Origin of the sequence: Saccharopolyspora sp. NPDC049357, assembly GCF_040677225.1 — a bacterium.
Taxonomy (GTDB): Bacteria; Actinomycetota; Actinomycetes; order Mycobacteriales; family Pseudonocardiaceae; genus Saccharopolyspora.
The window spans coordinates 69,396-88,175 of the sequence record NZ_JBFAQJ010000030.1 but is presented as its reverse complement, the minus strand read 5'-3'; the positions used below and the strand labels follow the sequence as shown (position 1 = coordinate 88,175).

Here is an 18,780-nt window from a genome sequence, read left to right as displayed (position 1 = left end):
ACCAACCCCCCCCCCCCCCACCCCCCCCCCCCCCCCCCCGGGGGGGGGGGGGCCCCCCCCCCCCCCCCCCCCACCACGTCGACTACCAGGTCACGGGCAGGGAGGTGACTCCGCCGGTGATGGTCGGGCGAACCTCCAGCTCGTCCATCTCCCGAGCCAGGCGCAGGTCGGGGAGGCGCTGCGCGAGGGTTTCGAAGACGATCCGCAGTTCGGTGCGGGCGAGGCTGGCGCCGATGCAGAAGTGCGCGCCGTGCCCGAAGCCCAGGTGGGTGCGCTCCTCGCGGTCCGGGTCGAAGGCTTCCGCGTCGGCGTAGGCGGTCTCGTCGCGGTTGGCCGCGTTGACCGACAGGATGACGGCCTCGCCGCGGCGGATCGTCACGTCGCCGATCTCGACATCGGTGTGCGCGTAGCGCAGCAGCCCGAGATCACCCGGGGCGCCCAGCCGCATGATCTCCTCGACCGTGCGGTTGACCCGTCCCGACGGGTCGCCGGTCAGCGCCTTCCAGTGCTCGGGCTGGGTCAGCAGGAACAGCACGCCGAGGCCGATGCGGTTGACGGTGGTCTCGTGGCCGGCGAACAGCAGCCCGACGCACAGCCGGATCATCTCGCCGTAGTCGTAGGTCTCGTCTTCGTCCTGGGCGCGCACCAGGTCCGAGATGACGTCCTCGCCCAGGTCATCGCGCTTGGACTCGGCCAGCTCGGTCATGTAGGAGTTGAACTCCTCACGCGCCCGGTGGGGATCGTCGTCGGCGGCCAGCGTCGCCATCCGGCTCGACAGCGAGTGGAAGTGCTCGCGGTCGCTCTCGGGCACGCCGAGCAGCTGGCAGATGACCGCGACCGGCAGCGGGAACGCCAGGCCCGAGTGCAGGTCGACGACGTCGCCGGATTCGCGCCCGGCGATCAGCTGGTCGAGGTAGCTGTTGACCAGCTCCTGCACGTGGTCGGTCAGCATCCGCATCCGCTTGGCGGAGAAGGCGGGAGTCAGCAGCCGGCGCATGCGCGCGTGGTCGGCCTCTTCGGTCTCGTAGTTGCCCGTCGGACCGTCCTGCACCGCGGCGGTCGACACGCGCGACGCCCTCTCGGGTTCCGGGTGGGAGCGCCCGAACCGCTTGTCGCTCAGCAGCGTCCGCACTTCGTCGTACCGGGTGACCAGCCACGCGGGGTCGCCCGCCGGGGTGGTGACCGGAGCGACGGGCGCTTCGCGGCGCAGCACCTCGTACAGCGGAGCGAGGTCGAGAACGTTCGGCCTCGGGAAGGGAAGTCGCAGGCGCTCGGCTACTGAGCTCATGGGTCTCCTCGATGCATTAACTGGCAGTCACTGACAATAATGTTGGGCGGATTAGGGTGTGTCAACACGAACCCGGCCGGCCTGAGGGAGCTCTCAGTGGTCGAACGACCCCGCCGCGGCCGCCCGCCGGCGAGTGACCAGCAAAGACAGCAGCAGCGACTCGACATCTCCCGCCACGCGGTGCGGTTGTTCCGCGAACACGGGGTGGCGGCGACCTCGGGCGAGCAGATCGCGCGCGCCGCCGGGATCTCCGAGCGCACCCTGTGGCGCTGGTTCCGCAGCAAGGAGAGCTGCGTCGAGCCGCTGCTGTCGAAGTCCATCGACGCCTTCGGGGCGGTGCTGCGCACCTGGCCACCCGAGCTCGAACTCGCCGAGCACCTGCGCGCCGCCTACACGCCCGTGCCCGACGCGGGCGACGACATCGAAGCGGTCCTGGCGGTCATCCGCATGACCCACGACGAACCAGCGCTGCGCGCCCTCTACCTGGTTCTCCGCGAACGCGCCGAACCCGCCTTCGCCGAAGTCCTGGCCGACCGCATGGGCCTCCCGGCCGACTCCCTCGAAGTCCGCATGCAGGCAGCGGCCACGAGCGCGGCCCTCCGCGAGGCCACAGACGACCTCGTCGCCACGGCCACCTCCGACGGCATCCCGCAGCCGGTCCTCCAGGAGCACCGCGAGCACGTCGCCGACGCCCTCCGCCGCCTCACCCACCCACCGACGCCGTCGGGCTGACACTCCCAGCGGCTGAACTGCCGGTCCTGCTTCGGGGAGATCTCGCTGCCGGCCTTCATGCGCGCACGGATCCGGCGAGGAACGAGGCCGCGACCTGCCGGGCGGTCGGCTCCCGCATCGCCCGGAGCCAACCTCTACCCGGACGGAGGAGAGAACCAACTCTGAACCGGAGCAGGCGTCGGGTCGACCACTCCGTGACCGGGCGAGGCCTGCGCGAGGTGTCCGCGAGCGGGACCTCCATCGGAGGCGTGCACTAGCAGTCGGCGCGAGGATTGATCGTTTTCTGTTCGTAGGTCCGCAGGACCAGCGAGGTGTTGACGGGCCCGAAGCGAGCGATGCTGTCGACGACTGCCTCCAGACGTTCGGCGTTGGCGGCGTGCACGTCGAGGAGGAAGCAGTCCTCGCCGGTGAGTCGGTAGATGTTGATGACCTCGGGCAGCTGGGCGAAGTGGTCGAGGCACGCGGAGATGCGCGCGTGGGTCGTGCGGAGCCGAACGGTGGCGTGGATGTTCATCCCGAGCCGCGCCGGGTCGACCACCGCTCGGTAGCCGGTGATCACCCCGGACTGTTCCAGGCGCTTGATCCGCGCCGACGCGGCCGGCTGGGAGAGGTTGACCCGCCGGCCGATCTCGGTGGCCCCGAGGCGTCCTTCGGTCTGCAAGATGGCCAGGATTTCATGATCGACCGAGTCGAATGAATTCAAGGTCTCGCTGGTCATCTGCTTTTCATCCATCTGCACAAGCCCCCCTCAGGCGATCGATCGAACATCATCATGCGCGTCAAAGTCCATCGCCCGGCCCTGCGACGAGGCAGTCCGAAGCGATGCGCCAGGTGACTGGGCACAGCCCCAGGGATGTAGCGCGAGGGGAAGATCTCACGTTGAACTCGAGTCCCTTTCTGGTCTTCGCGGGTCTGGCGCTCGTGGTCGTGTTGACCCCCGGCGCGGACACGATCCTCGTTCTGCGGATGAGCAGTGCACACGGCGCCCGCACCGGCATTGCCACCGCCCTCGGGGTGGTCACCGGGCCCGTGATTTGGGGAGCGCTCTCCGGGGTGGGAGTGGCCTTGATCGTCACCCGGAACGCGACCCTGTACACGGCGCTTGCCTTGCTGGGTGCGGCGTACCTGCTGTATCTCGCGGTGGGATGCTTCCGGTCGGCGGCGGCCGCCGCGACCTCGATCGAGGCGGGTCTGGAACCCCGTGCGATCCGACCGCGCAACGCGTACGTCACGGGCCTGTTGACGAATCTGCTCAACCCGAAGATCGGGGTCTTCTACCTGGCCGTCATGCCGGGATTGTTCCTGGGGCAGCACCTGGATCTGTGGATCGGAGGTTCGCTGGGACTGATCCAGGCCTGCATCGGACTCGCGTTCTTGAGCTGCGCGGCCTGGTTCGCGACGCGCAGCCGTCGGTTCCTAACCGGGCCCAGGTCCGGCGTTCTGATGGAAACCGTGGCCGGGCTGTGCCTTTTGACCTTCTCCCTCTGCACCGCCTGGTCAGTACTGCAGGAAAGTTAGGGACAAGCGCCAGCGGGATGCGGATGCGCGAACAGCGTCGTGCTTAGCACGCCTAGAAGAAGCCCAACGCGCATGCGCGCCGAGCTGGTCGAGACCGATCCGGTGCTCCAATACGGCTTGGCGACTGATCAGATGCAGAGACCTGGCTCCTTGTGCACGCGCATTGCACGTAACTATCGGCTGACCCCGGCAGTCAGAAGCCGACAGTGACCGACGCACAAAACCGCCCCTGACCGGATATGCCTGGTCAGTGGCGGTTTTCTGAAGGTAGTGGAAAGCGCCCCCGGCAGGATTCGAACCTGCGACACCGGCTTTAGGAGAGCCGTGCTCTATCCCCTGAGCTACGAGGGCCTGATCGGAGGGTACCTGGCTGGGGGTTCGGGTTCGGCACCTGGTCGTGTCTGCGGGCCGTGTTCTCCGCTGATCGCGGTCGGCGCTTATGACCAGGTGGTCTTCACTGCTGGTGTGCTCGTGAGGTGGTCAGGTCGCGGAGAACCGTCGTTGATCACTTCGGCGCCATCGGTGTCTTAGCGGTCTTGAACGCATGCCGTCTAGAGGGTCCACATGGGACAGTTTCCAATGAAACAGGTTGCGTCAAAACCGTTTCGGCGTTCATCGGTTGGGTTCTGGTTGGTCGGTGCCGTTCTCCACTCGGTTTCGGCCTGCTCGTTTGGCCTTGTAGAGGCCGATGTCGGCGGCTGCGAACAGCTGGTCCAGGTTGTGGGGGCCGGAGGCCACGCCGATGCTGACCGTTGGTTTCTTCTCCAGCCTGCCCAGGACCAGTCGCCAGTCGTGGGCGTTGACCGCTGCGCGGATGCGTTCGGCGACGACCGGGCCGGCTTCGAGGGAATCCTCGGAGGCGTCGACCAGCAGCACGACGAACTCGTCACCGGCCCACCGGCACAGCAGGTCGCCCGCGCGGCATTCGCGGCGCAGCAGGTTGGCGACTTCCTGCAGGACGACGTCGCCCGCGGTGTGCCCGGCGAAGTCGTTGACCTTCTTGAAGTAGTCGACGTCGAGCAGCACCAGCCACGGGGTCCGGCCGGCCGAGGCGTTTCGTTCCAGCAGGACGGGGGCCATGCGTTCGAGGCCCAGGCGGTTGGCGAGGCCGGTGAGCGGGTCGCGCAGGGCTGCTTCGCGGGCCGCCATCGCCATCCGCTGCGCCTGCGTGGCGACTCTGCGCTGTTCCAGGGCTTGGCCTAGACCTTCTTTGAGGATGTCCACGGCCGACACTGCTGCGGTCACCGCGCGGCGCAGGGCCGCTGCCTCGCCCACCGGATCGCCGAGCTGTCTGCAGATCTCGGCGAGTTCGCGGGAGAACTGCATCATCAGGAACGATTCGTGAATGTTCTCGGCGCTCTCGAGCGCGCGGCTGGCGAAGGTGCGGGCCTCGGTCAGGACGCCCTGCGAGCGTCTGAGGACGGCGAGCACCCAGTTCGCCAGCGCCATCGCGTAGCCGTCGGAGGTGTCGCGACTGAGGGTGAGCGTCTCGTGCGCGACGCGCTCGGCCGCCTCCACGTCGCCCGTGCCGGCGAGCGACCGGGCCAGGCAGGCCAGGGCGCTGCGCTTGATGCGTCCCGGCTTGGCCAGCGACTGGGCTTCCTCGCAGAGCTCGCGGGCTGCGGCGAACTGGTGGGCGGCCTGCTCGGGCTGGCTCGCAGCGCGGAACACACGGGCGATGCCTTCGCGGAGCTCGCAGTGGGCCAGCGAGGGCTGGTCGCCCGAGTCGCGGGCGATCTGCACCGCCAGCGACATCAGGTCCATCGCCGGACCGCGCCGCCCGATGCCCTCCAGCAGGAAGCCCAGCATGCTGACGGTGTGGGCGGCCGATCCGCCGCTCGGCGGCTGCGTGTCGAGCTCGGTCCAGCCCTCGGCGATGAGCTCCAGGGCGAGGGGGATGCGGCCCAACCGCCAGGCCAGCAGGGCGCGGTGCACCAGGACCGTGGACCGGACCCAGCGTCCGTCGACGAAGTTCGAGCCGCCGGCGAGCAGCTCGTCGAAGGCGGCGTCGGCCTCGGTGAAGCTGCCAGCGCCGAGCAGCCGCCTGACCTGGCGGTCCTGGGCCGGGATGTGCCCGGCGAGCGGTAGTTCCTCCGGCTGCACCGCGACCTCGTCGTCAGCACGTCATCGTGGCCGCTCGGGTGAGCGACTTGTCCGAGGTTACCGGTTGCGACCGCGTCCGTACGCTTCGTAGTGGATGACGTCGTCCAGAGGCATCCGCTGGCGCCAGCCGTGCCGTTCGAGGTCCGGAGTGTCGGCGAGCTCGCGAACCGGTCCCACGCACAACCATGCCACCGGCCTGACCTCGGAGGGAACTCCGAGCAGCCGTCGCAGGAACTCCTCGCGGTAGAAGCTGACCCAGCCCACCCCGAGGCCTTCGGCGGTCGCGGCCAGCCACAGGTTCTGGATCGCCAGGCACACCGAGTACAGCCCGGCGTCGGCGATGGCGTGCCTGCCCAGCACCTGCGGTGCTCCCCGGCGCGGGTCGTAGGTGACGGCGATGCCGAGCGAGGACTCCACGATGCCCTCGACCTTGATCTTGCTGAAGGTGTCGGCGCGCTCGCCGTCGAGCTTGCTGGCGAACACGCTGCGCTCGGCCAGCACGTGCTCGCGGAACGTGCGGCGCGTGTTCGCGTCGCGGACCAGGATGAAGTCCCACGGCTGGGAGAGCCCGACGCTCGGCGCGGTGTGCGCGGCGGTGAGCACGCGGCGCAGCACCGGCTCGGGGAGTTCGGCGCCGGAGAACTCGCGGCGGACGTCCCGCCTGCGGTTGATCACGTCGTAGAGCTCGGCGGCGGGTGCGGAATCGGTCAGGCCGGGGGTGTGTCCAGGGGTCTTCATCGCGGTCAATGCTGCACCGGGGATACCGGTCACCCGGGTTCAGGGTGACCGGTATCGCACGGCGTTCGACCGGATCGTCCTATTTGTGGTGGTACGGGAGCAGTGCCATCTCGCGGGCGTTCTTGATCGCCTTGGCGACCTCGCGCTGCTCCTGCGCGGTCAGTCCGGTGACCCGGCGCGAGCGGATCTTGCCCCGGTCGGAGATGAACTTGCGCAGGAGCGTCACGTCCTTCCAGTCGACCTGGACGACGCCCTCGCGCTGCAGGAGATTCGGCTTCTTGCGGCGTTCGACGGGTCGGCGCATGCGATCACCAGCTCGACTTCGTCACGCCGGGCAGCTCGCCCTTGTGCGCCATCTCGCGCAGGCGCACGCGCGACAGCCCGAACTTGCGGAAGTAGCCGCGCGGACGTCCGTCCACGGTGTCCCGGTTGCGCAGCCGGACCCGGCTGGCGTCCCGGGGCTGCCGCTGCAGCTCGCGCTGGGCCTCGAAACGGGCCTCGGGTTCGGTCTCGGGGGAGGCGATGATCCGCTTCAGCTCGGTCCGCCGCTCGGCGTACCGCTCGACGACCTCCTTGCGCTGCTCGTTCCGAGCGATCTTCGACTTCTTGGCCACGATGTCCTCTCTGCTCTGCGTCCTCGACCGGTGGTTTCGTGATTTCAGTGGAAATCGGGGTACGGAGTTCAGTGGAAATCGGGTTCCGGACTTCCACTGAAATCCGGTCACCCCGGGGTGGGTGGTGACCTGGGGTTGGTCAGCGTTCTTCTCTGAACTCGACGTGCTTGCGGGTGACCGGGTCGTACTTGCGCAGGCGCATGCGGTCGGGGTTGTTGCGCCGGTTCTTGGTGGTGACGTAGGTGAATCCGGTGCCCGCGGTGGAGCGGAGCTTGATCACCGGTCGGGTGTCGGTGCTCTTGGCCATCAGATGCGTTCCCCTCGTGCGCGCATGTCGGCGACGACCGCGTCGATGCCGCGCTTCTCGATCGTCTTCATTCCCTTGGTCGACACCCGCAGCCGGATCCACCGGTTCTCGGCGGGCAGCCAGTAGCGCTTGTTCTGCACGTTGGGCAGCCAGCGGCGGCGGGTTTTGCGGTTGGAGTGCGAGACCTGGTTGCCGTAGCCCGGCTTCTTGCCGGTCACCTGGCAGCGGACTGACATGACCTACCTCTCGATAACGACATCCATTTTCATATAGCTGGACGGCCAGGGTAGCGTGTCGGCAGCGAAGATGAAAACCGTTGTCGATTGAGGTGGGGATGTTCACCGATCCGTCCGAGCGGACGCCGCTGCTGCTGGTGGCCGGCCTCCGCGAAAGCCAGGTCGCCGAGGCGGCCGAGGTCGCGCGCCTCCGCGACCCGTCAGGAACCGCGCTGGTGCACGCCGACCTGCGCTCGGTCGCCGAAGGAGTGGTGCGCCGCGAGGTCAGGCACGGCGACCACGTCGACAGTCACGTCCTCGAACTCGCGCACGGCTGCGTGTCCTGCACGCTGCGCGAAGACCTGCTGCCGCTGCTGCGCAGGCTCGCCGCCGCCTCCGACATCAACCGCATCGTCATCCGGCTCGACCCGGCGCTGGAGCCCGAGGCGATCTGCTGGGCCCTGCGCCACGTCGAGGTCGACGGCCGCCCGCTGCTCACCGACGTCGCCATCGAGGCCGTGCTGACCGCGGTCGACCTCGAAAGCTGGCTGCCCGACGCCTCCGGCGAGGAGGAGCTCGCCGAACGCGGACTGGGCGGCAGCGCCGACGACGAGCGCACCGTGGCGCAGGTGGCCGTCGGGCAGGCCGAGTTCGCCGACGCGATCGTGCTGGTCGGAGCCGCTGAGGACCGCTGGCAGCGGGTCCGCACCGAGGCCGTGCTCGCCCGGCTCACCCCGTCGGCACCGCTGGCTCACCTCGACGACCTGGACCTGTCCGCGCTGCTGACGCGCATCCCCGACGACTCCCGGCGCGGCGAGGTCGACGGGCCGCACGGCCGCCTGCTGCGCGGCCAGCCGTCGCTGGACACCGACGCGGGCGTGGCCACCGTCCTGTTCGAGGAGCGCCGCCCGTTCCACCCGAAGCGGCTGCACGAAGCCGTCGACATGCTGCTGGACGGCGTGGTGCGCACCCGCGGCCGGTTCTGGGTGGCCAGCCAGCCCGACGACTCGCTGTGGCTGGAATCCGCAGGCGGCGGGCTCGCCGTCGCCCACGCCGGACCGTGGCTGGCGACCGTCGACGACTGGGACGGCCTGTCCGACGACCGGCGGCTGAGGGCCGAGCTGACCTGGGACGACTACTACGGCGACCGGATGAACGAACTCGTCGTCATCGCCCACGAAGCCGACCCGCACGAGATCGTCCGCGCGCTGCGCGACGCTGTGCTCACCGACGACGAACTCGCCGCGGGAGAGCAGGAGTGGGCGCAGTACCCGGACCCGTTCGCCGACTGGCGCACCGAACCGTGCGCCGAACCCGCTGAATCCGAGTTGAAGGGAAACCAGTGAAACCCGACATCCACCCCCGCTACGAGCCCGTGGTGTTCCAGGACCGCACCACCGGCAAGAGCTTCCTCACCCGCTCCACCGCGACCTCCGACGCCCGCATCGAGTGGGAGGACGGCAAAACCTACCCGCTGATCACGATCGACGTGACCGCGTACTCGCACCCCTTCTGGACCGGCAACCAGCGGGTCATGGACACCCAGGGCCGGGTCGAGAAGTTCCGCCGTCGCTACGGCGACCGCCGAGGTTGACAGAGGCATCACTCAACTTGCTTGGCGGTGCGGGTAGCGGAGCCTCAGACGCCTCCTGGCTCCGGGATCCGAGACTCATGTATGCCAATTGCACGGCGCTACGGCTGTCCTCCCCAGAAGACGTCTGAGAACCCGCGGCGGTGCGAGTTGAGTCCCACACCTGAAGCAGCGCACTCCGAGAGAAGGACCTGACATGGCAGTTCCCAAGCGCAAGACCTCGCGGGCCAACACCCGGCACCGTCGCTCGCAGTGGAAGGCGAAGGCGCCCGAGCTGGTGCCGATCGTGGTGGACGGTGAGCGGAAGCTGGTGCCGCGCGCGTTGATCCGCCACTTCCAGGAGAAGTGAGCTCATCCGGCGCGCGTCGTCACGCCGAGTGAACGACGCGCGCCGGACCGAGACGGCCGTCACCTCGACGGGCGAGGTCGGGCGGGGGCTCTCAGCTCGTTCTCAGGGCAACGGGTAACACTGTCCGCATGCGCATCCTCGTCGTCGACGACGATCGTGCCGTGCGGGAGTCGCTGCGAAGGTCCCTGCAGTTCAACGGGTACCAAGTGGAGCTCGCCGCGGACGGTCAACAAGCACTGGACCACCTGGCCGACAACCGCCCGGACGCCATGGTTCTCGACGTGATGATGCCCCGGCTCGACGGCTTGGAGGTGGCGCGGCGGCTGCGCAGCACCGGTGACGACCTGCCGATCCTGGTGCTCACCGCCCGCGACGCCGTGTCCGACCGGGTCGCCGGGCTCGACGCCGGCGCCGACGACTACCTGCCCAAGCCCTTCGCCCTCGAAGAGCTCCTCGCCCGGCTGCGCGCGCTGCTGCGCCGCGCCACCCCGCTCGAGGGCGGCCCCGACGCGCAGCCCGCCGCGCTGCGCTTCGCCGACCTGGAGCTGGACCCGGGGACCCGCGAGGTCCGCCGCGGCGAGCGCTCGATCAGCCTCACCCGAACCGAGTTCGCCCTGCTGGAACTCCTGATGGCACACCCCAAGCAGGTGCTCACCCGCAGCAGGCTGCTCGAAGACGTGTGGGGCTACGACTTCCCGACCTCGGGCAACGCCCTGGAGGTCTACATCGGCTACCTGCGCCGCAAGACCGAGGCCGAGGGGGAGACGAGGCTGATCCACACCGTTCGCGGTGTTGGCTACGTGCTCCGCGAGACGCCGCCATGATGGGCAATCCGATGGCCGTTCCGGCACCGCCGCCGCCCGACCTGGACAACCCTCCGCCGCCCAGCAGGTTGCAGCGGGTGTCGCTGCGCAACCGCGTCACCTGGCTGGCCGCGATGTGCGTGGCGGGAGCGGTGGCGCTGGTGTCGGTCGGGGCGTTCGTGACCGTGCGCGACAGCCTCTACCAGCAGCTCGACGACAGCCTCACCGAACGCGCGGTGGAGGCGGCCGAGGGGCCGCTGGTGCGCACCTCCGACCTGCAGCAGGTTCCGGTGGCGTTCTTCGTCGCCACCAACTTCAAGATCAACGTGCTCTCCGCCGACGGCACCGTGTTCGGCCCGGAGCAGCGCCCGCCGATGAGCGTGCTGGAGCTGTCGGTGGCCAAGGGCGAGGTCCAGCGCTCGCTGCGCACCGACAAGGCGAGCAACAGCCGCGTCGTCGCGGTGCCCACCGGGCGCAACGCGGCACTGGTCATGTCGACCTCCCTGCAACCCACTCAGCGGACTTTGGCGCAGCTCAGCGTGGTCCTGGTGGTGATGGGCGGGGCCGGCATCCTGCTCGCCGCGGCCGCTGGGACCGCGGTGGCGCGCGCCGGTCTGCGACCGGTGCAGCGGCTGACCGCCGCCACCGAACGCGTCGCGCTGACCGGCGACCTGCGGCCGATCCCGGTGAGTGGCGACGACGAGCTGGCGCGGTTGACCGCGAGCTTCAACGGGATGCTCAGCGCTCTGGCCGAATCCCAGGAGCGGCAGCGACGCCTGGTCGCCGACGCCGGGCACGAGCTGCGCACGCCGCTGACCTCGCTGCGCACCAACCTGGAGCTGCTGCTCGCGGCCGCCCGGCCGGACGCGCCCGCGCTGTCCGAGCAGGACCGGCGAGAGATGTTCTCCGACGTCCAGGCCCAGGTGGAGGAGCTGTCCGCGCTGGTCGGTGACCTGGTCGAGCTCGCGCGCGAGGACACCCCGCAGGCCGTGCACGAATCGGTGGACCTGGTCGACGTCGTCGAGCGCGCGCTGGGCCGGGCCAGGCGGCGCGCGCCGCGCACCGAGTTCGACGTGCGGCTGAACCCGTGGGTGATGATGGGCGATGCGACCGCGCTGGAGCGGGCGGTGCTGAACCTGCTGGACAACGCCGCGAAGTGGAGTCCCGACGGTGGCCACGTGCGTGTCGACCTTCACCCGAAGGAGGGCACCGGGCTGGCGGTTCTGGAGGTCGCCGACAGCGGACCTGGCATCACCGAAGCCGACCGGCCCTACGTCTTCGAGCGCTTCTACCGGTCGTCGGACGCGCGGACGCTGCCCGGTTCCGGGCTGGGGCTGTCGATCGTCAAGCAGGTCGCCGAGCGCCACGGCGGGTCGGTGCTGGCTGCGGAGGCTCCCGAGGGCGGCGCGCTGCTGCGCATGACGCTGCCGGGGAACTCTCAGCAAAACGAACAGCAATGAACACCCATTCGTAGCTTCAAGCCTCAACTCCCCGGCTGTCGGGCCGGTTATCCGTCAGGTATTGTTGGTTTTTGTTGACTTGATGACGGAAAGATGACGCCCGGCCAGGGAGTGGACGTGCTCGCACGACAACGCCAGGAAGTGATCCTCGACGAAGTGCGGCGCACCGGGGCCGTGCAGGTCGGCGAGCTGGTGCAACGACTCGGCGTGTCGGACATGACGATCCGCCGCGACCTCGACGCCCTCGCCCGCCGGGGCCTCGTCGAGAAGGTCTACGGCGGCGCGACCTCCACGATCGGCAACAGCACCGACGAACCCGGCTTCGAGGCCAAGTCCGTCCGCCAGCTCACCGAGAAGGAAGCCATCGCGAAGCTCGCCGCCGACGAGATCCAGCCCGGCACCGCGATCGGCATGTCCGCCGGAACCACCACCTGGACGCTCGCGCGCCAGCTCGACGACATCCCGGACCTGACCATCGTCACCAACTCGGTCCGCGTCGCCGACGCGCTGCAGCAGCGCGGCCGCGTCGACCGGACCGTCGTGCTCACCGGTGGTGTCCGCACCCCGTCCGACGCGCTCGTGGGACCCGTCGCCGTGCAGTCGCTGCGCTCGCTGCACCTGGACCTGGTGTTCCTCGGCGTGCACGGGATGGCCCCGCGCGCCGGCTTCACCACGCCGAACCTCAACGAGAGCGAGACCAACCGGGCCTTCGCCGAAGCCGCGGGCCGGTTGGTGGTGGTCGCCGACAGCTCCAAGTGGTCGACCGTCGGCATCTCCACGATCGTCGACTTCGACGAGGTCGACCTGCTGATCAGCGACGAGGGGCTGCCGCCGGACGCGCGAGAGCTGCTGGGCGAGCACGTCGAACTGCTGCTGGCCGAGCAGCGGTCAACGGAGGAGGACGAGTGAAGCGCACCGCGCGCCGCCTGGCCGACGGTCGGGAGATCATCTACTTCGACGACGAACCGGGACGGGAACGCACCGCGGAGGACACCCGCGAGCTCCCGCCCCAGGCGCCGGCGTCGGAGATGCGGCGTGATCCGCTGACCGGGGAGTGGGTGGCCATCGCCGCGCACCGGCAGTCCCGCACCTACAAGCCGCCGGCCGCGATGTGCCCGCTGTGCCCCAGCTCCCCGGGACGTCCCAGCGAGATCCCCGAGTCCGACTACGACGTGGTCGTCTTCGAGAACCAGTTCCCGTCGTTCGCGCAGGACATCCCCGGCGAGCCGACCACCGTCGGCGGCATGCCGATGGTGCCTGCGGCACCGGCCAGCGGACGCTGCGAGGTCGTCTGCTTCACCTCCGACCACAACTCCTCCTTCGGCTCGCTGAGCGCGAAGCGGGTCCGCAGCGTCGTCGACGTCTGGGCCGATCGCACCGCCGCTCTCAACGAAACCCCGGGTGTCGAGCAGGTCTTCTGCTTCGAGAACCGCGGTGAGGAGATCGGCGTGACGCTGCACCACCCGCACGGGCAGATCTACGGCTACCCGTTCGTCACGCCCAAGACCGAGACCATGCTGCGGGTCGCCGAGCAGTACCGCGCCGAGCACGGCACGCACGTCATGGGCGACGTCCTGGCCGCCGAGCGCGCGAGCGGCGAGCGGGTGCTGGTCGACTCCGAGCACTGGACGGCGTTCGTCCCGGCCGCCGCCCGCTGGCCCGTCGAGGTGCAGATCGTGCCGCACCGCCAGGTCCCCGACATCGCCGCGCTCACCGACGACGAGCGGGACGACTTCGCCACCACCTACCTCGACGTGCTCGGCCGCCTCGACGGGCTCTACGACAAGCCGCTGCCCTACATCGCCGCTTGGCACCAGGCGCCGGTGAACACCGGGCGCGATCTGTCGTGGCTGCACCTGGAGCTGTTCTCGGTGCTGCGCAGCGCGGACAAGCTCAAGTACCTCGCCGGGTCCGAGTCGGGCATGGCGGTCTGGATCAACGACGCGACTCCGGAGCAGATCGCCGCGCGCCTCCGCTGACGTCGTCGTCGGCGGTCAGGGGCAGGTGTGGTCCGAACCGCCCATGATCAATGCCGGTTCTGCCGGGTCGGTTCGGACCAGAACCGCCAGCGGCCTCCACGTCCCTGGTCCGCATCCTGCGCTTTTGCCGGTTTGGTCGGGGTGGGTGAGAACGATCATGGGACTTATCATGCGTGCCCACAGTCAGATCTCAGGCACTTCTCAGACGCCCGGAGCACAGTGGGAGCCATGACCGAACACACCCCGGAATTCGGTGACAAGCCGGAAGAGCCGAAGCCGAGCGGAGACGGCGTCGGCGCGGGCGATACCCCTCCATCCGGGGTGCCGTCCCAGCAGCCGACCCAGCCCGCCCAGCCGCAGGGCCAGCCCGCCGGGCAGTACGGGACCCAGCAGTACCCGTACGGCATGCACCAGCAGTACGCGCAGCAGCCCTGGCCCGGGTACGCCTCCGGTCAGGCGACGCAGCAGAAGAAGTCCGGCCGCGGCCTGGTCACCGGTGTGGCCGCGCTCGCGCTGGTGTGCGGCCTGGTCGGCGGCGGTGTCGGCGGGTTCGTCGGGTACCAGCTCGGCGGTGACAGCAGCACCGGTGCCAGCGCGCTCGACGAGTCCAAGCCCGCCCGCAGCGCCAGCACCGCTCCCCAGGGGTCGGTCCAGCAGGTCGCGCAGAAGGTCCTGCCGAGCGTCGTGCAGATCCAGATCTCCAGCGCGCAGGGATCCGGCGAGGGATCGGGCATCGTGCTCAGCAGCGACGGCCTCATCCTCACCAACAACCACGTCGCCGAGGGCGGTCAGAGCGGACGGCTGACCGCGCTGTTCCACGACAACCGCACCGCGCCGGTGCGCGTCGTGGGCACCGACCCGAAGTCCGACCTCGCGGTGGTCAAGGCCGACATCACCGGGCTGACCCCGGCCGAGCTCGGCCGCAGCGATGATCTGCCCGTCGGTTCGCAGGTCGTGGCCATCGGTTCGCCGTTCGGCCTGTCCGGCACGGTGACCAGCGGAATCATCAGCGCCAAGGATCGTCCGGTGCGCGCGGGCGGCGAGTCCGGCAGCCAGGACACCGTGCTCAACGCGCTGCAGACCGACGCCGCGATCAACCCCGGCAACTCCGGTGGCCCGCTGGTCGACATGGACGGCCGCGTCGTCGGCATCAACTCCGCGATCTACAGCCCCGGCACCGGTCAGGAGCAGGCCGGCTCGGTCGGCCTGGGCTTCGCGATCCCGATCGACCAGGCCCGCCGCATCGCCAACGAGCTCAAGGAGACCGGCTCGGCGACCCAGACCACGCTCGGCGTGACGATCACCAACGCCAACCAGCCCGGAGCGCAGGTCCAGGACATCATCCCGAACGGACCCGCCCAGGCGGCCGGGATCAAGCCCGGTGATGTGATCACCAAGATCGACGACCGGGCTCTCCTCGACGCGGACGCCCTGGTCGCGGCGGTTCGCTCGCACAACCCCGGTGACCACGTCCGGTTCACCATCGGCGGCCCCGGCGGGGAGCGCACGGTCGACGTGACGCTCACCGGCCAGAAGGGCTGACCCCCTGATCGCGTCGGCCGAGTTCCCGCGGCCCATGCCCCCTTCCTGCGTCGCGGGACCGGCCGACGTGTCCAAAGCCCCTCCGCAGAACTCGTTCTGAGCAGCGGTGCGGGCGGCGGAACCTCAGACGCCGGCGGCGTCATCGTCGGGGTGGTTTTGAAGATCGATCGACACCTGGGGAGGACCATGTCCGACAAAACGACCACCATGACCGGCATCGCGCCGAAATTGGTGGAGCTCGCCGACTCCTATGAACTGACCGAACCCGACCTTGGCACTACGGTTACCGGCATGGAACGCAGCGCGCAGCGGCTGGGGCGGGCTCTCGTGGTCGTGGTGGACGACCGGGTCGCCCAAGGAGAGCAGGAAGACAACATCGGTCCACTGGTGACCGAGTTGCTGGAAGAAGCCGGATTCATCGTCGACGGAACCGTCGCGGTGGCCGGGGAGACGGTGGACATCCGCAACGCGCTGAACACCGCGGTGATCGGCGGCGTCGACGTGGTGATCACGGTCGGCGGCACCGGGGTGTCGCCCCGGGACGTCACCCCCGACGCCACCGCCGGGGTGCTGGACCGGCCGATCCCGGGCATCGCCGAGGCGCTTCGGGCCTCCGGGCTGGCCGCGGGTGCGGTCGACGCCGGGGTGTCGCGCGGTCTCGTCGGCGTCTCGGGCAGCACGCTGGTGGTGAACCTGTCCGGTTCGCGGGCCTCGGTCCGCGACGGCATGGCGACCCTGACTCCGCTGGTGGCCCACGTGATCGAGCAGCTCTCGGGGCTCGACACCCCCTGAGCCCGGAACGACAACGGTGGCGGTTCCCGCGCGGGAACCGCCACCGTTTTTCTGTCCAGCTGATCAGCCGGGCTTCGAGCCGCCGGTGGGGTCGTCCGGACCCTTGTCCTGCGAACCGCTGGGGCCAGGTCCGGGGCCGGGATCCTCCTTGGCCGAATCCCCGCTCGAGGAGTCCCGCTTGAGCACGCCCTCCACCTTGCCGCTCACCGACTCGATCCGGTCGTGGTACTTGCCGCCCGTGGCCTTGTCCAAGCTCGACTTGGCGGCATCGAGCCCCTTGGCGGCGCTGGGGCCCGCCTTCTCGGCGAACTCCTCCGCCTTGCCCTTGGCTTGGCCGGCCAGTTCCTTGGCCTTGTTCAGGAAACTCATCGCAGCCTCCCTGCGTCGCTGTCTCCCGCGACGGCGAGACACGTACTCACTGTAACCGATTTCACACTCGGTGATACCGGTCCGTGCGCGAACCGCTGCGATCGAGGCAGGATGGACAGGTGACCAGCGAATCGCCCCAGGCGAAGCCCGAACGCGAGAAGCGCCGCAGGCTCGCCGAGATCTTCGGAGACGTGCTGCCGGAGACGACCTCCGACGACCGTCCCGACCCGGCCTCGGCGAACACCCGCGAGAGCTGGTACCGCGAGAACCGGCCGCCGCACCACGACGCTCGCTAGAGCGTCAGTTGCGCGAGGCGGCCTTGCCGTTGCCGGTGCCGGTGGTGGCCTCCTCGTCGGTGGCCAGGCCCTCGATGCGCGGCAGGCCCTGCTCGGCGCGCAGCAGGTTGCGGATCTCCATCAGCAGCTCCACGTCGGTGGGCTCGGACTGGCCGTCTTCCTTGCCCTTCTTGCGGCGCTCGGAAATCTTGTTCATCGGAACGACGAACAGGAAGTAAACGACAGCCGCCGTGATGAGGAACGTGATCACGGCATTGATCACCGCGGCGAAGTCGATCGTCGAAGCCTTGTTGCCTGCGACGATCTCGATGCTCAGGCCGGTGACGTTCCCGCCGCCGGTGGCCGCGATCAGCGGCTTGATGATGCTGGTGGTGAACGCCGTGACCAGGGCGGTGAAAGCGCTACCGACGACAACCGCGACGGCGAGGTCGATGATGTTGCCGCGCATCAGGAAGTCCTTGAATCCCTTGAGCACGTGGAAACTCCTCTCGAAGAATGCGAGTCCGGTTTTCCCGGATCGATGATCGCGCCGCATTCGCCGCGGATCGGCGCGGGCGCGGGGCACAGGAGGGCAGCGTAACGGTAACCGAATGGGGGAAAGCAATTGCTCATCGCTGAACCGCTCAGGTGGCGGCTGTGGCGATGTCCACAAGGGAGTGCTGGCCGATGGCCAGGGCCAGGGCCAGGGCCAGGAGGACCGCGGCCGTGATCCGGCGCAGCCACAGCACGCCGCGCCTGCTCGGCAGCAGGTGGCGGAGCCGGTCGAGCGGCGTGGGATCGAGCCCGGAGTCTGCGCGCATGTCGCCCCCTGGTGCCTTCGGAGAGATCGGACGCGTTCGAAGTTAAGGACGTGCCCGATGCCGAGGAAGGGGGAAGCGCGAATCTGTGGATGGACTCGGCGCCTGTGGAAAACTCGCTTCACTCGAAAGAATCAACGAGTGCGATTGTCGATCACAGAATGACGCCGGAAGTCGGACTTTTCGCGCGCATGGCAAAACCGCCGGCCACATTCGAGTGACCGGCGGTTGAATTGTGCGGAATCAGGAAGCCGCGGCGGTGGTGCTGCTGCTCGACGACGAGCTCGAAGACGACGAGCTCGAAGACGACGAGTCCGACGAGGACGAGCTCGACGACGAACCGGAGTCCGAGGAGCTCGACGAGGGCGACGAGCCGCTCGTGCTCGACGAGGACGACCGGTTGTCGGTCCGGTAGAAGCCGCTGCCCTTGAACACGATGCCGACGGCGTTGAACAGCTTGCGGAGTCGGCCGTTGCACTGCGGGCACTCGGTGAGGGAGTCCTCGCTGAACGACTGCACCTGCTCGAATCGATGGTCACATTCGGTGCAGGCGTACTGATATGTGGGCACGGCCGCGAACCTCCGAAATCTGGGCTTGGCACTCAAACTACGGGAGTGCTAACCCGATAATGCTAGACAACGGGTGTCCAGTGCAAACAGTGCTACGTCACATCGGCAGCCTCACGACCCCGCGCGCGGGGGTGATGACGCTGGTCATCCGCACGTCGTGGTCCTCGCCGGGCAGCGACGGGACGAACTCGGAGTCCCGCACCACGCCCAGCAGCTCCGCCGCCGGATCGCGCAACACCAGCGACCGGTCGTAGTGACCGGCGCCACGCCCGAGCCGGACTCCCTGGTGATCGACGCCCAGCGCGGGGACCAAGATCACTTCCGCCTGGCCGATCGCCGCGGCGCCCAGCCGCTCGCCCGCGGGTTCGAGGAGTCCGAACGTGGCCGGTCGCAGCGAGTCCGGGCCGGTGTACTCGGCCCACTCCAGCGGCTGCTTGCCCGCCACGATCGGCAGCAGCACGCGCAGACCCGCCTCGCGCAGCACCGAGGGGAGATCCGCTCCCGGCTCCGGGCCGACGGGCACGTAGGCGGCCACCACGTTCAGCTCGCGCTGGGCCAACCAGCCCAGCAGGTTCGACAGAAGTGCCTGGTCATCGGCTTTCCTGGCTGGTTCGTCCAGCTCGTCGCGTTGGAGCAGGAGTCGGTTCCGCCATTGCGCTTTCGACGTACGAAATTCATCCGGTGAGCTCACGGGTTCACTGTAGGTTTGACCGATAA

The 18,780-nt window shown here is 69.1% G+C and carries 25 protein-coding genes and 1 tRNA gene; 12 read left to right on the top strand and 14 right to left on the bottom strand.

The window, feature by feature from the left end; translation table 11 throughout:
• Positions 1-82 precede the first annotated feature (82 nt).
• Complete coding sequence (locus tag AB0J91_RS23270; protein ID WP_363872372.1) at positions 83-1,288, bottom strand: cytochrome P450; 1,206 nt, start codon at positions 1,286-1,288, stop codon at positions 83-85.
• A 96-nt stretch (positions 1,289-1,384) separates the two neighbouring features.
• Between AB0J91_RS23270 and AB0J91_RS23265 the strand changes: the two genes are divergently transcribed.
• A complete protein-coding gene (locus AB0J91_RS23265; protein WP_363872369.1) occupies positions 1,385-2,020 on the top strand; it encodes a helix-turn-helix domain-containing protein in 636 nt (211 codons plus the stop codon).
• A gap of 253 nt (positions 2,021-2,273) precedes the next feature.
• Here the strand turns inward: AB0J91_RS23265 and AB0J91_RS23260 are convergent, their stop codons facing one another.
• Complete coding sequence (locus AB0J91_RS23260) at positions 2,274-2,753, bottom strand: Lrp/AsnC family transcriptional regulator (protein WP_363872366.1); 480 nt, start codon at positions 2,751-2,753, stop codon at positions 2,274-2,276.
• A 146-nt stretch (positions 2,754-2,899) separates the two neighbouring features.
• Between AB0J91_RS23260 and AB0J91_RS23255 the strand changes: the two genes are divergently transcribed.
• Positions 2,900-3,538: a LysE family translocator gene (locus tag AB0J91_RS23255; RefSeq protein WP_363872363.1), complete on the top strand. Its 639-nt coding sequence runs from the start codon at positions 2,900-2,902 to the stop codon at positions 3,536-3,538.
• A gap of 278 nt (positions 3,539-3,816) precedes the next feature.
• On the opposite strand, the gene AB0J91_RS23250 is transcribed toward AB0J91_RS23255, so the two are convergent.
• The 7 genes from AB0J91_RS23250 to rpmB all read right to left on the bottom strand — a co-directional run bounded on the left by AB0J91_RS23250 (position 3,817) and on the right by rpmB (position 7,536).
• Positions 3,817-3,889 (bottom strand) — tRNA-Arg (locus AB0J91_RS23250).
• Between the two features lie 261 nt (positions 3,890-4,150).
• Entirely contained in the window at positions 4,151-5,641 is a 1,491-nt protein-coding gene (locus tag AB0J91_RS23245; protein WP_363872361.1) for a GGDEF domain-containing protein, read from the bottom strand.
• Between the two features lie 57 nt (positions 5,642-5,698).
• Positions 5,699-6,379 (bottom strand): 5,6-dimethylbenzimidazole synthase, encoded by a 681-nt coding sequence (gene bluB / locus AB0J91_RS23240; protein ID WP_363789362.1) that lies wholly within the window; start codon positions 6,377-6,379, stop codon positions 5,699-5,701.
• 79 nt (positions 6,380-6,458) lie between these two features.
• Positions 6,459-6,683 carry a 30S ribosomal protein S18 gene (rpsR, locus tag AB0J91_RS23235; protein ID WP_363872358.1) on the bottom strand — a complete coding sequence of 75 codons (225 nt, stop codon included), beginning with the start codon at positions 6,681-6,683 and terminating at the stop codon, positions 6,459-6,461.
• Between the two features lie 4 nt (positions 6,684-6,687).
• Complete coding sequence (gene rpsN, locus AB0J91_RS23230) at positions 6,688-6,993, bottom strand: 30S ribosomal protein S14 (RefSeq protein WP_363872355.1); 306 nt, start codon at positions 6,991-6,993, stop codon at positions 6,688-6,690.
• A 139-nt stretch (positions 6,994-7,132) separates the two neighbouring features.
• Positions 7,133-7,300: a 50S ribosomal protein L33 gene (rpmG, locus tag AB0J91_RS23225; protein ID WP_363872352.1), complete on the bottom strand. Its 168-nt coding sequence runs from the start codon at positions 7,298-7,300 to the stop codon at positions 7,133-7,135.
• A complete protein-coding gene (rpmB, locus tag AB0J91_RS23220) occupies positions 7,300-7,536 on the bottom strand; it encodes a 50S ribosomal protein L28 (RefSeq protein WP_363872349.1) in 237 nt (78 codons plus the stop codon). The genes rpmG and rpmB overlap by 1 nt, the downstream gene beginning before the upstream one ends.
• Positions 7,537-7,634: 98 nt before the next feature.
• Between rpmB and AB0J91_RS23215 the strand changes: the two genes are divergently transcribed.
• The 9 genes from AB0J91_RS23215 to AB0J91_RS23175 all read left to right on the top strand — a co-directional run bounded on the left by AB0J91_RS23215 (position 7,635) and on the right by AB0J91_RS23175 (position 16,031).
• Positions 7,635-8,861, top strand: coding sequence for a GTP-binding protein (locus tag AB0J91_RS23215; protein WP_363872396.1), 1,227 nt, complete (start codon positions 7,635-7,637; stop codon positions 8,859-8,861).
• The gene (locus tag AB0J91_RS23210) at positions 8,858-9,109 is read left to right on the top strand and encodes a type B 50S ribosomal protein L31 (RefSeq protein ID WP_363872346.1); all 252 of its coding nucleotides are present in this window, start codon (positions 8,858-8,860) and stop codon (positions 9,107-9,109) included. Before AB0J91_RS23215 ends, AB0J91_RS23210 begins: the two co-directional genes overlap by 4 nt.
• A 193-nt stretch (positions 9,110-9,302) precedes the next feature.
• Positions 9,303-9,455, top strand: a complete 153-nt coding sequence (gene rpmF, locus AB0J91_RS23205; protein WP_132673836.1) for a 50S ribosomal protein L32 — start codon at positions 9,303-9,305, stop codon at positions 9,453-9,455.
• Between the two features lie 128 nt (positions 9,456-9,583).
• Complete coding sequence (locus AB0J91_RS23200) at positions 9,584-10,279, top strand: response regulator transcription factor (RefSeq protein WP_363789367.1); 696 nt, start codon at positions 9,584-9,586, stop codon at positions 10,277-10,279.
• 11 nt (positions 10,280-10,290) lie between these two features.
• On the top strand, positions 10,291-11,718 hold the full coding sequence (locus AB0J91_RS23195; protein WP_363872393.1) for a HAMP domain-containing sensor histidine kinase: 1,428 nt from the start codon (positions 10,291-10,293) through the stop codon (positions 11,716-11,718).
• A 117-nt stretch (positions 11,719-11,835) separates the two neighbouring features.
• Positions 11,836-12,627: a DeoR/GlpR family DNA-binding transcription regulator gene (locus tag AB0J91_RS23190; protein WP_363872391.1), complete on the top strand. Its 792-nt coding sequence runs from the start codon at positions 11,836-11,838 to the stop codon at positions 12,625-12,627.
• A complete protein-coding gene (gene galT / locus AB0J91_RS23185) occupies positions 12,624-13,697 on the top strand; it encodes a galactose-1-phosphate uridylyltransferase (RefSeq protein ID WP_363872343.1) in 1,074 nt (357 codons plus the stop codon). The genes AB0J91_RS23190 and galT overlap by 4 nt, the downstream gene beginning before the upstream one ends.
• A gap of 228 nt (positions 13,698-13,925) precedes the next feature.
• On the top strand, positions 13,926-15,239 hold the full coding sequence (locus tag AB0J91_RS23180) for a trypsin-like peptidase domain-containing protein (RefSeq protein ID WP_363872340.1): 1,314 nt from the start codon (positions 13,926-13,928) through the stop codon (positions 15,237-15,239).
• 291 nt (positions 15,240-15,530) lie between these two features.
• Positions 15,531-16,031 carry a MogA/MoaB family molybdenum cofactor biosynthesis protein gene (locus AB0J91_RS23175; RefSeq protein ID WP_132619691.1) on the top strand — a complete coding sequence of 167 codons (501 nt, stop codon included), beginning with the start codon at positions 15,531-15,533 and terminating at the stop codon, positions 16,029-16,031.
• Between the two features lie 63 nt (positions 16,032-16,094).
• Here AB0J91_RS23175 and AB0J91_RS23170 read toward each other — a convergent pair whose 3' ends face one another.
• On the bottom strand, positions 16,095-16,400 hold the full coding sequence (locus tag AB0J91_RS23170; protein ID WP_363872337.1) for an antitoxin: 306 nt from the start codon (positions 16,398-16,400) through the stop codon (positions 16,095-16,097).
• Between the two features lie 119 nt (positions 16,401-16,519).
• Between AB0J91_RS23170 and AB0J91_RS23165 the strand changes: the two genes are divergently transcribed.
• Positions 16,520-16,696: a hypothetical protein gene (locus tag AB0J91_RS23165; protein WP_363872334.1), complete on the top strand. Its 177-nt coding sequence runs from the start codon at positions 16,520-16,522 to the stop codon at positions 16,694-16,696.
• Positions 16,697-16,700: 4 nt separating this feature from the next.
• Here AB0J91_RS23165 and mscL read toward each other — a convergent pair whose 3' ends face one another.
• From mscL to AB0J91_RS23145, 4 genes are all read right to left on the bottom strand, one after another.
• Positions 16,701-17,171: a large conductance mechanosensitive channel protein MscL gene (mscL, locus tag AB0J91_RS23160; protein WP_363872331.1), complete on the bottom strand. Its 471-nt coding sequence runs from the start codon at positions 17,169-17,171 to the stop codon at positions 16,701-16,703.
• A 148-nt stretch (positions 17,172-17,319) separates the two neighbouring features.
• Positions 17,320-17,496: a hypothetical protein gene (locus tag AB0J91_RS23155; RefSeq protein WP_363872328.1), complete on the bottom strand. Its 177-nt coding sequence runs from the start codon at positions 17,494-17,496 to the stop codon at positions 17,320-17,322.
• Positions 17,497-17,736: 240 nt separating this feature from the next.
• Positions 17,737-18,063: an FmdB family zinc ribbon protein gene (locus AB0J91_RS23150; protein WP_363872326.1), complete on the bottom strand. Its 327-nt coding sequence runs from the start codon at positions 18,061-18,063 to the stop codon at positions 17,737-17,739.
• Positions 18,064-18,160: 97 nt separating this feature from the next.
• On the bottom strand, positions 18,161-18,754 hold the full coding sequence (locus AB0J91_RS23145; RefSeq protein WP_363872323.1) for a 5-formyltetrahydrofolate cyclo-ligase: 594 nt from the start codon (positions 18,752-18,754) through the stop codon (positions 18,161-18,163).
• Positions 18,755-18,780 lie beyond the last annotated feature (26 nt).

Coding starts and splice junctions, on each gene's coding strand:
- AB0J91_RS23195 (WP_363872393.1), top strand. CDS start 10,291: ATGGCCGTTCCGGCACCGCCGCCGCCCGACCTGGACAACCCTCCGCCG.
- AB0J91_RS23170 (WP_363872337.1), bottom strand. CDS start 16,400: ATGAGTTTCCTGAACAAGGCCAAGGAACTGGCCGGCCAAGCCAAGGGC.
- AB0J91_RS23270 (WP_363872372.1), bottom strand. CDS start 1,288: ATGAGCTCAGTAGCCGAGCGCCTGCGACTTCCCTTCCCGAGGCCGAAC.
- rpmG (WP_363872352.1), bottom strand. CDS start 7,300: ATGGCCAAGAGCACCGACACCCGACCGGTGATCAAGCTCCGCTCCACC.
- AB0J91_RS23180 (WP_363872340.1), top strand. CDS start 13,926: ATGACCGAACACACCCCGGAATTCGGTGACAAGCCGGAAGAGCCGAAG.
- AB0J91_RS23260 (WP_363872366.1), bottom strand. CDS start 2,753: ATGGATGAAAAGCAGATGACCAGCGAGACCTTGAATTCATTCGACTCG.
- rpmF (WP_132673836.1), top strand. CDS start 9,303: ATGGCAGTTCCCAAGCGCAAGACCTCGCGGGCCAACACCCGGCACCGT.
- rpmB (WP_363872349.1), bottom strand. CDS start 7,536: ATGTCAGTCCGCTGCCAGGTGACCGGCAAGAAGCCGGGCTACGGCAAC.
- rpsR (WP_363872358.1), bottom strand. CDS start 6,683: ATGCGCCGACCCGTCGAACGCCGCAAGAAGCCGAATCTCCTGCAGCGC.
- AB0J91_RS23175 (WP_132619691.1), top strand. CDS start 15,531: ATGGAACGCAGCGCGCAGCGGCTGGGGCGGGCTCTCGTGGTCGTGGTG.
- AB0J91_RS23200 (WP_363789367.1), top strand. CDS start 9,584: ATGCGCATCCTCGTCGTCGACGACGATCGTGCCGTGCGGGAGTCGCTG.
- AB0J91_RS23155 (WP_363872328.1), bottom strand. CDS start 17,496: ATGCGCGCAGACTCCGGGCTCGATCCCACGCCGCTCGACCGGCTCCGC.
- bluB (WP_363789362.1), bottom strand. CDS start 6,379: ATGAAGACCCCTGGACACACCCCCGGCCTGACCGATTCCGCACCCGCC.
- AB0J91_RS23215 (WP_363872396.1), top strand. CDS start 7,635: ATGTTCACCGATCCGTCCGAGCGGACGCCGCTGCTGCTGGTGGCCGGC.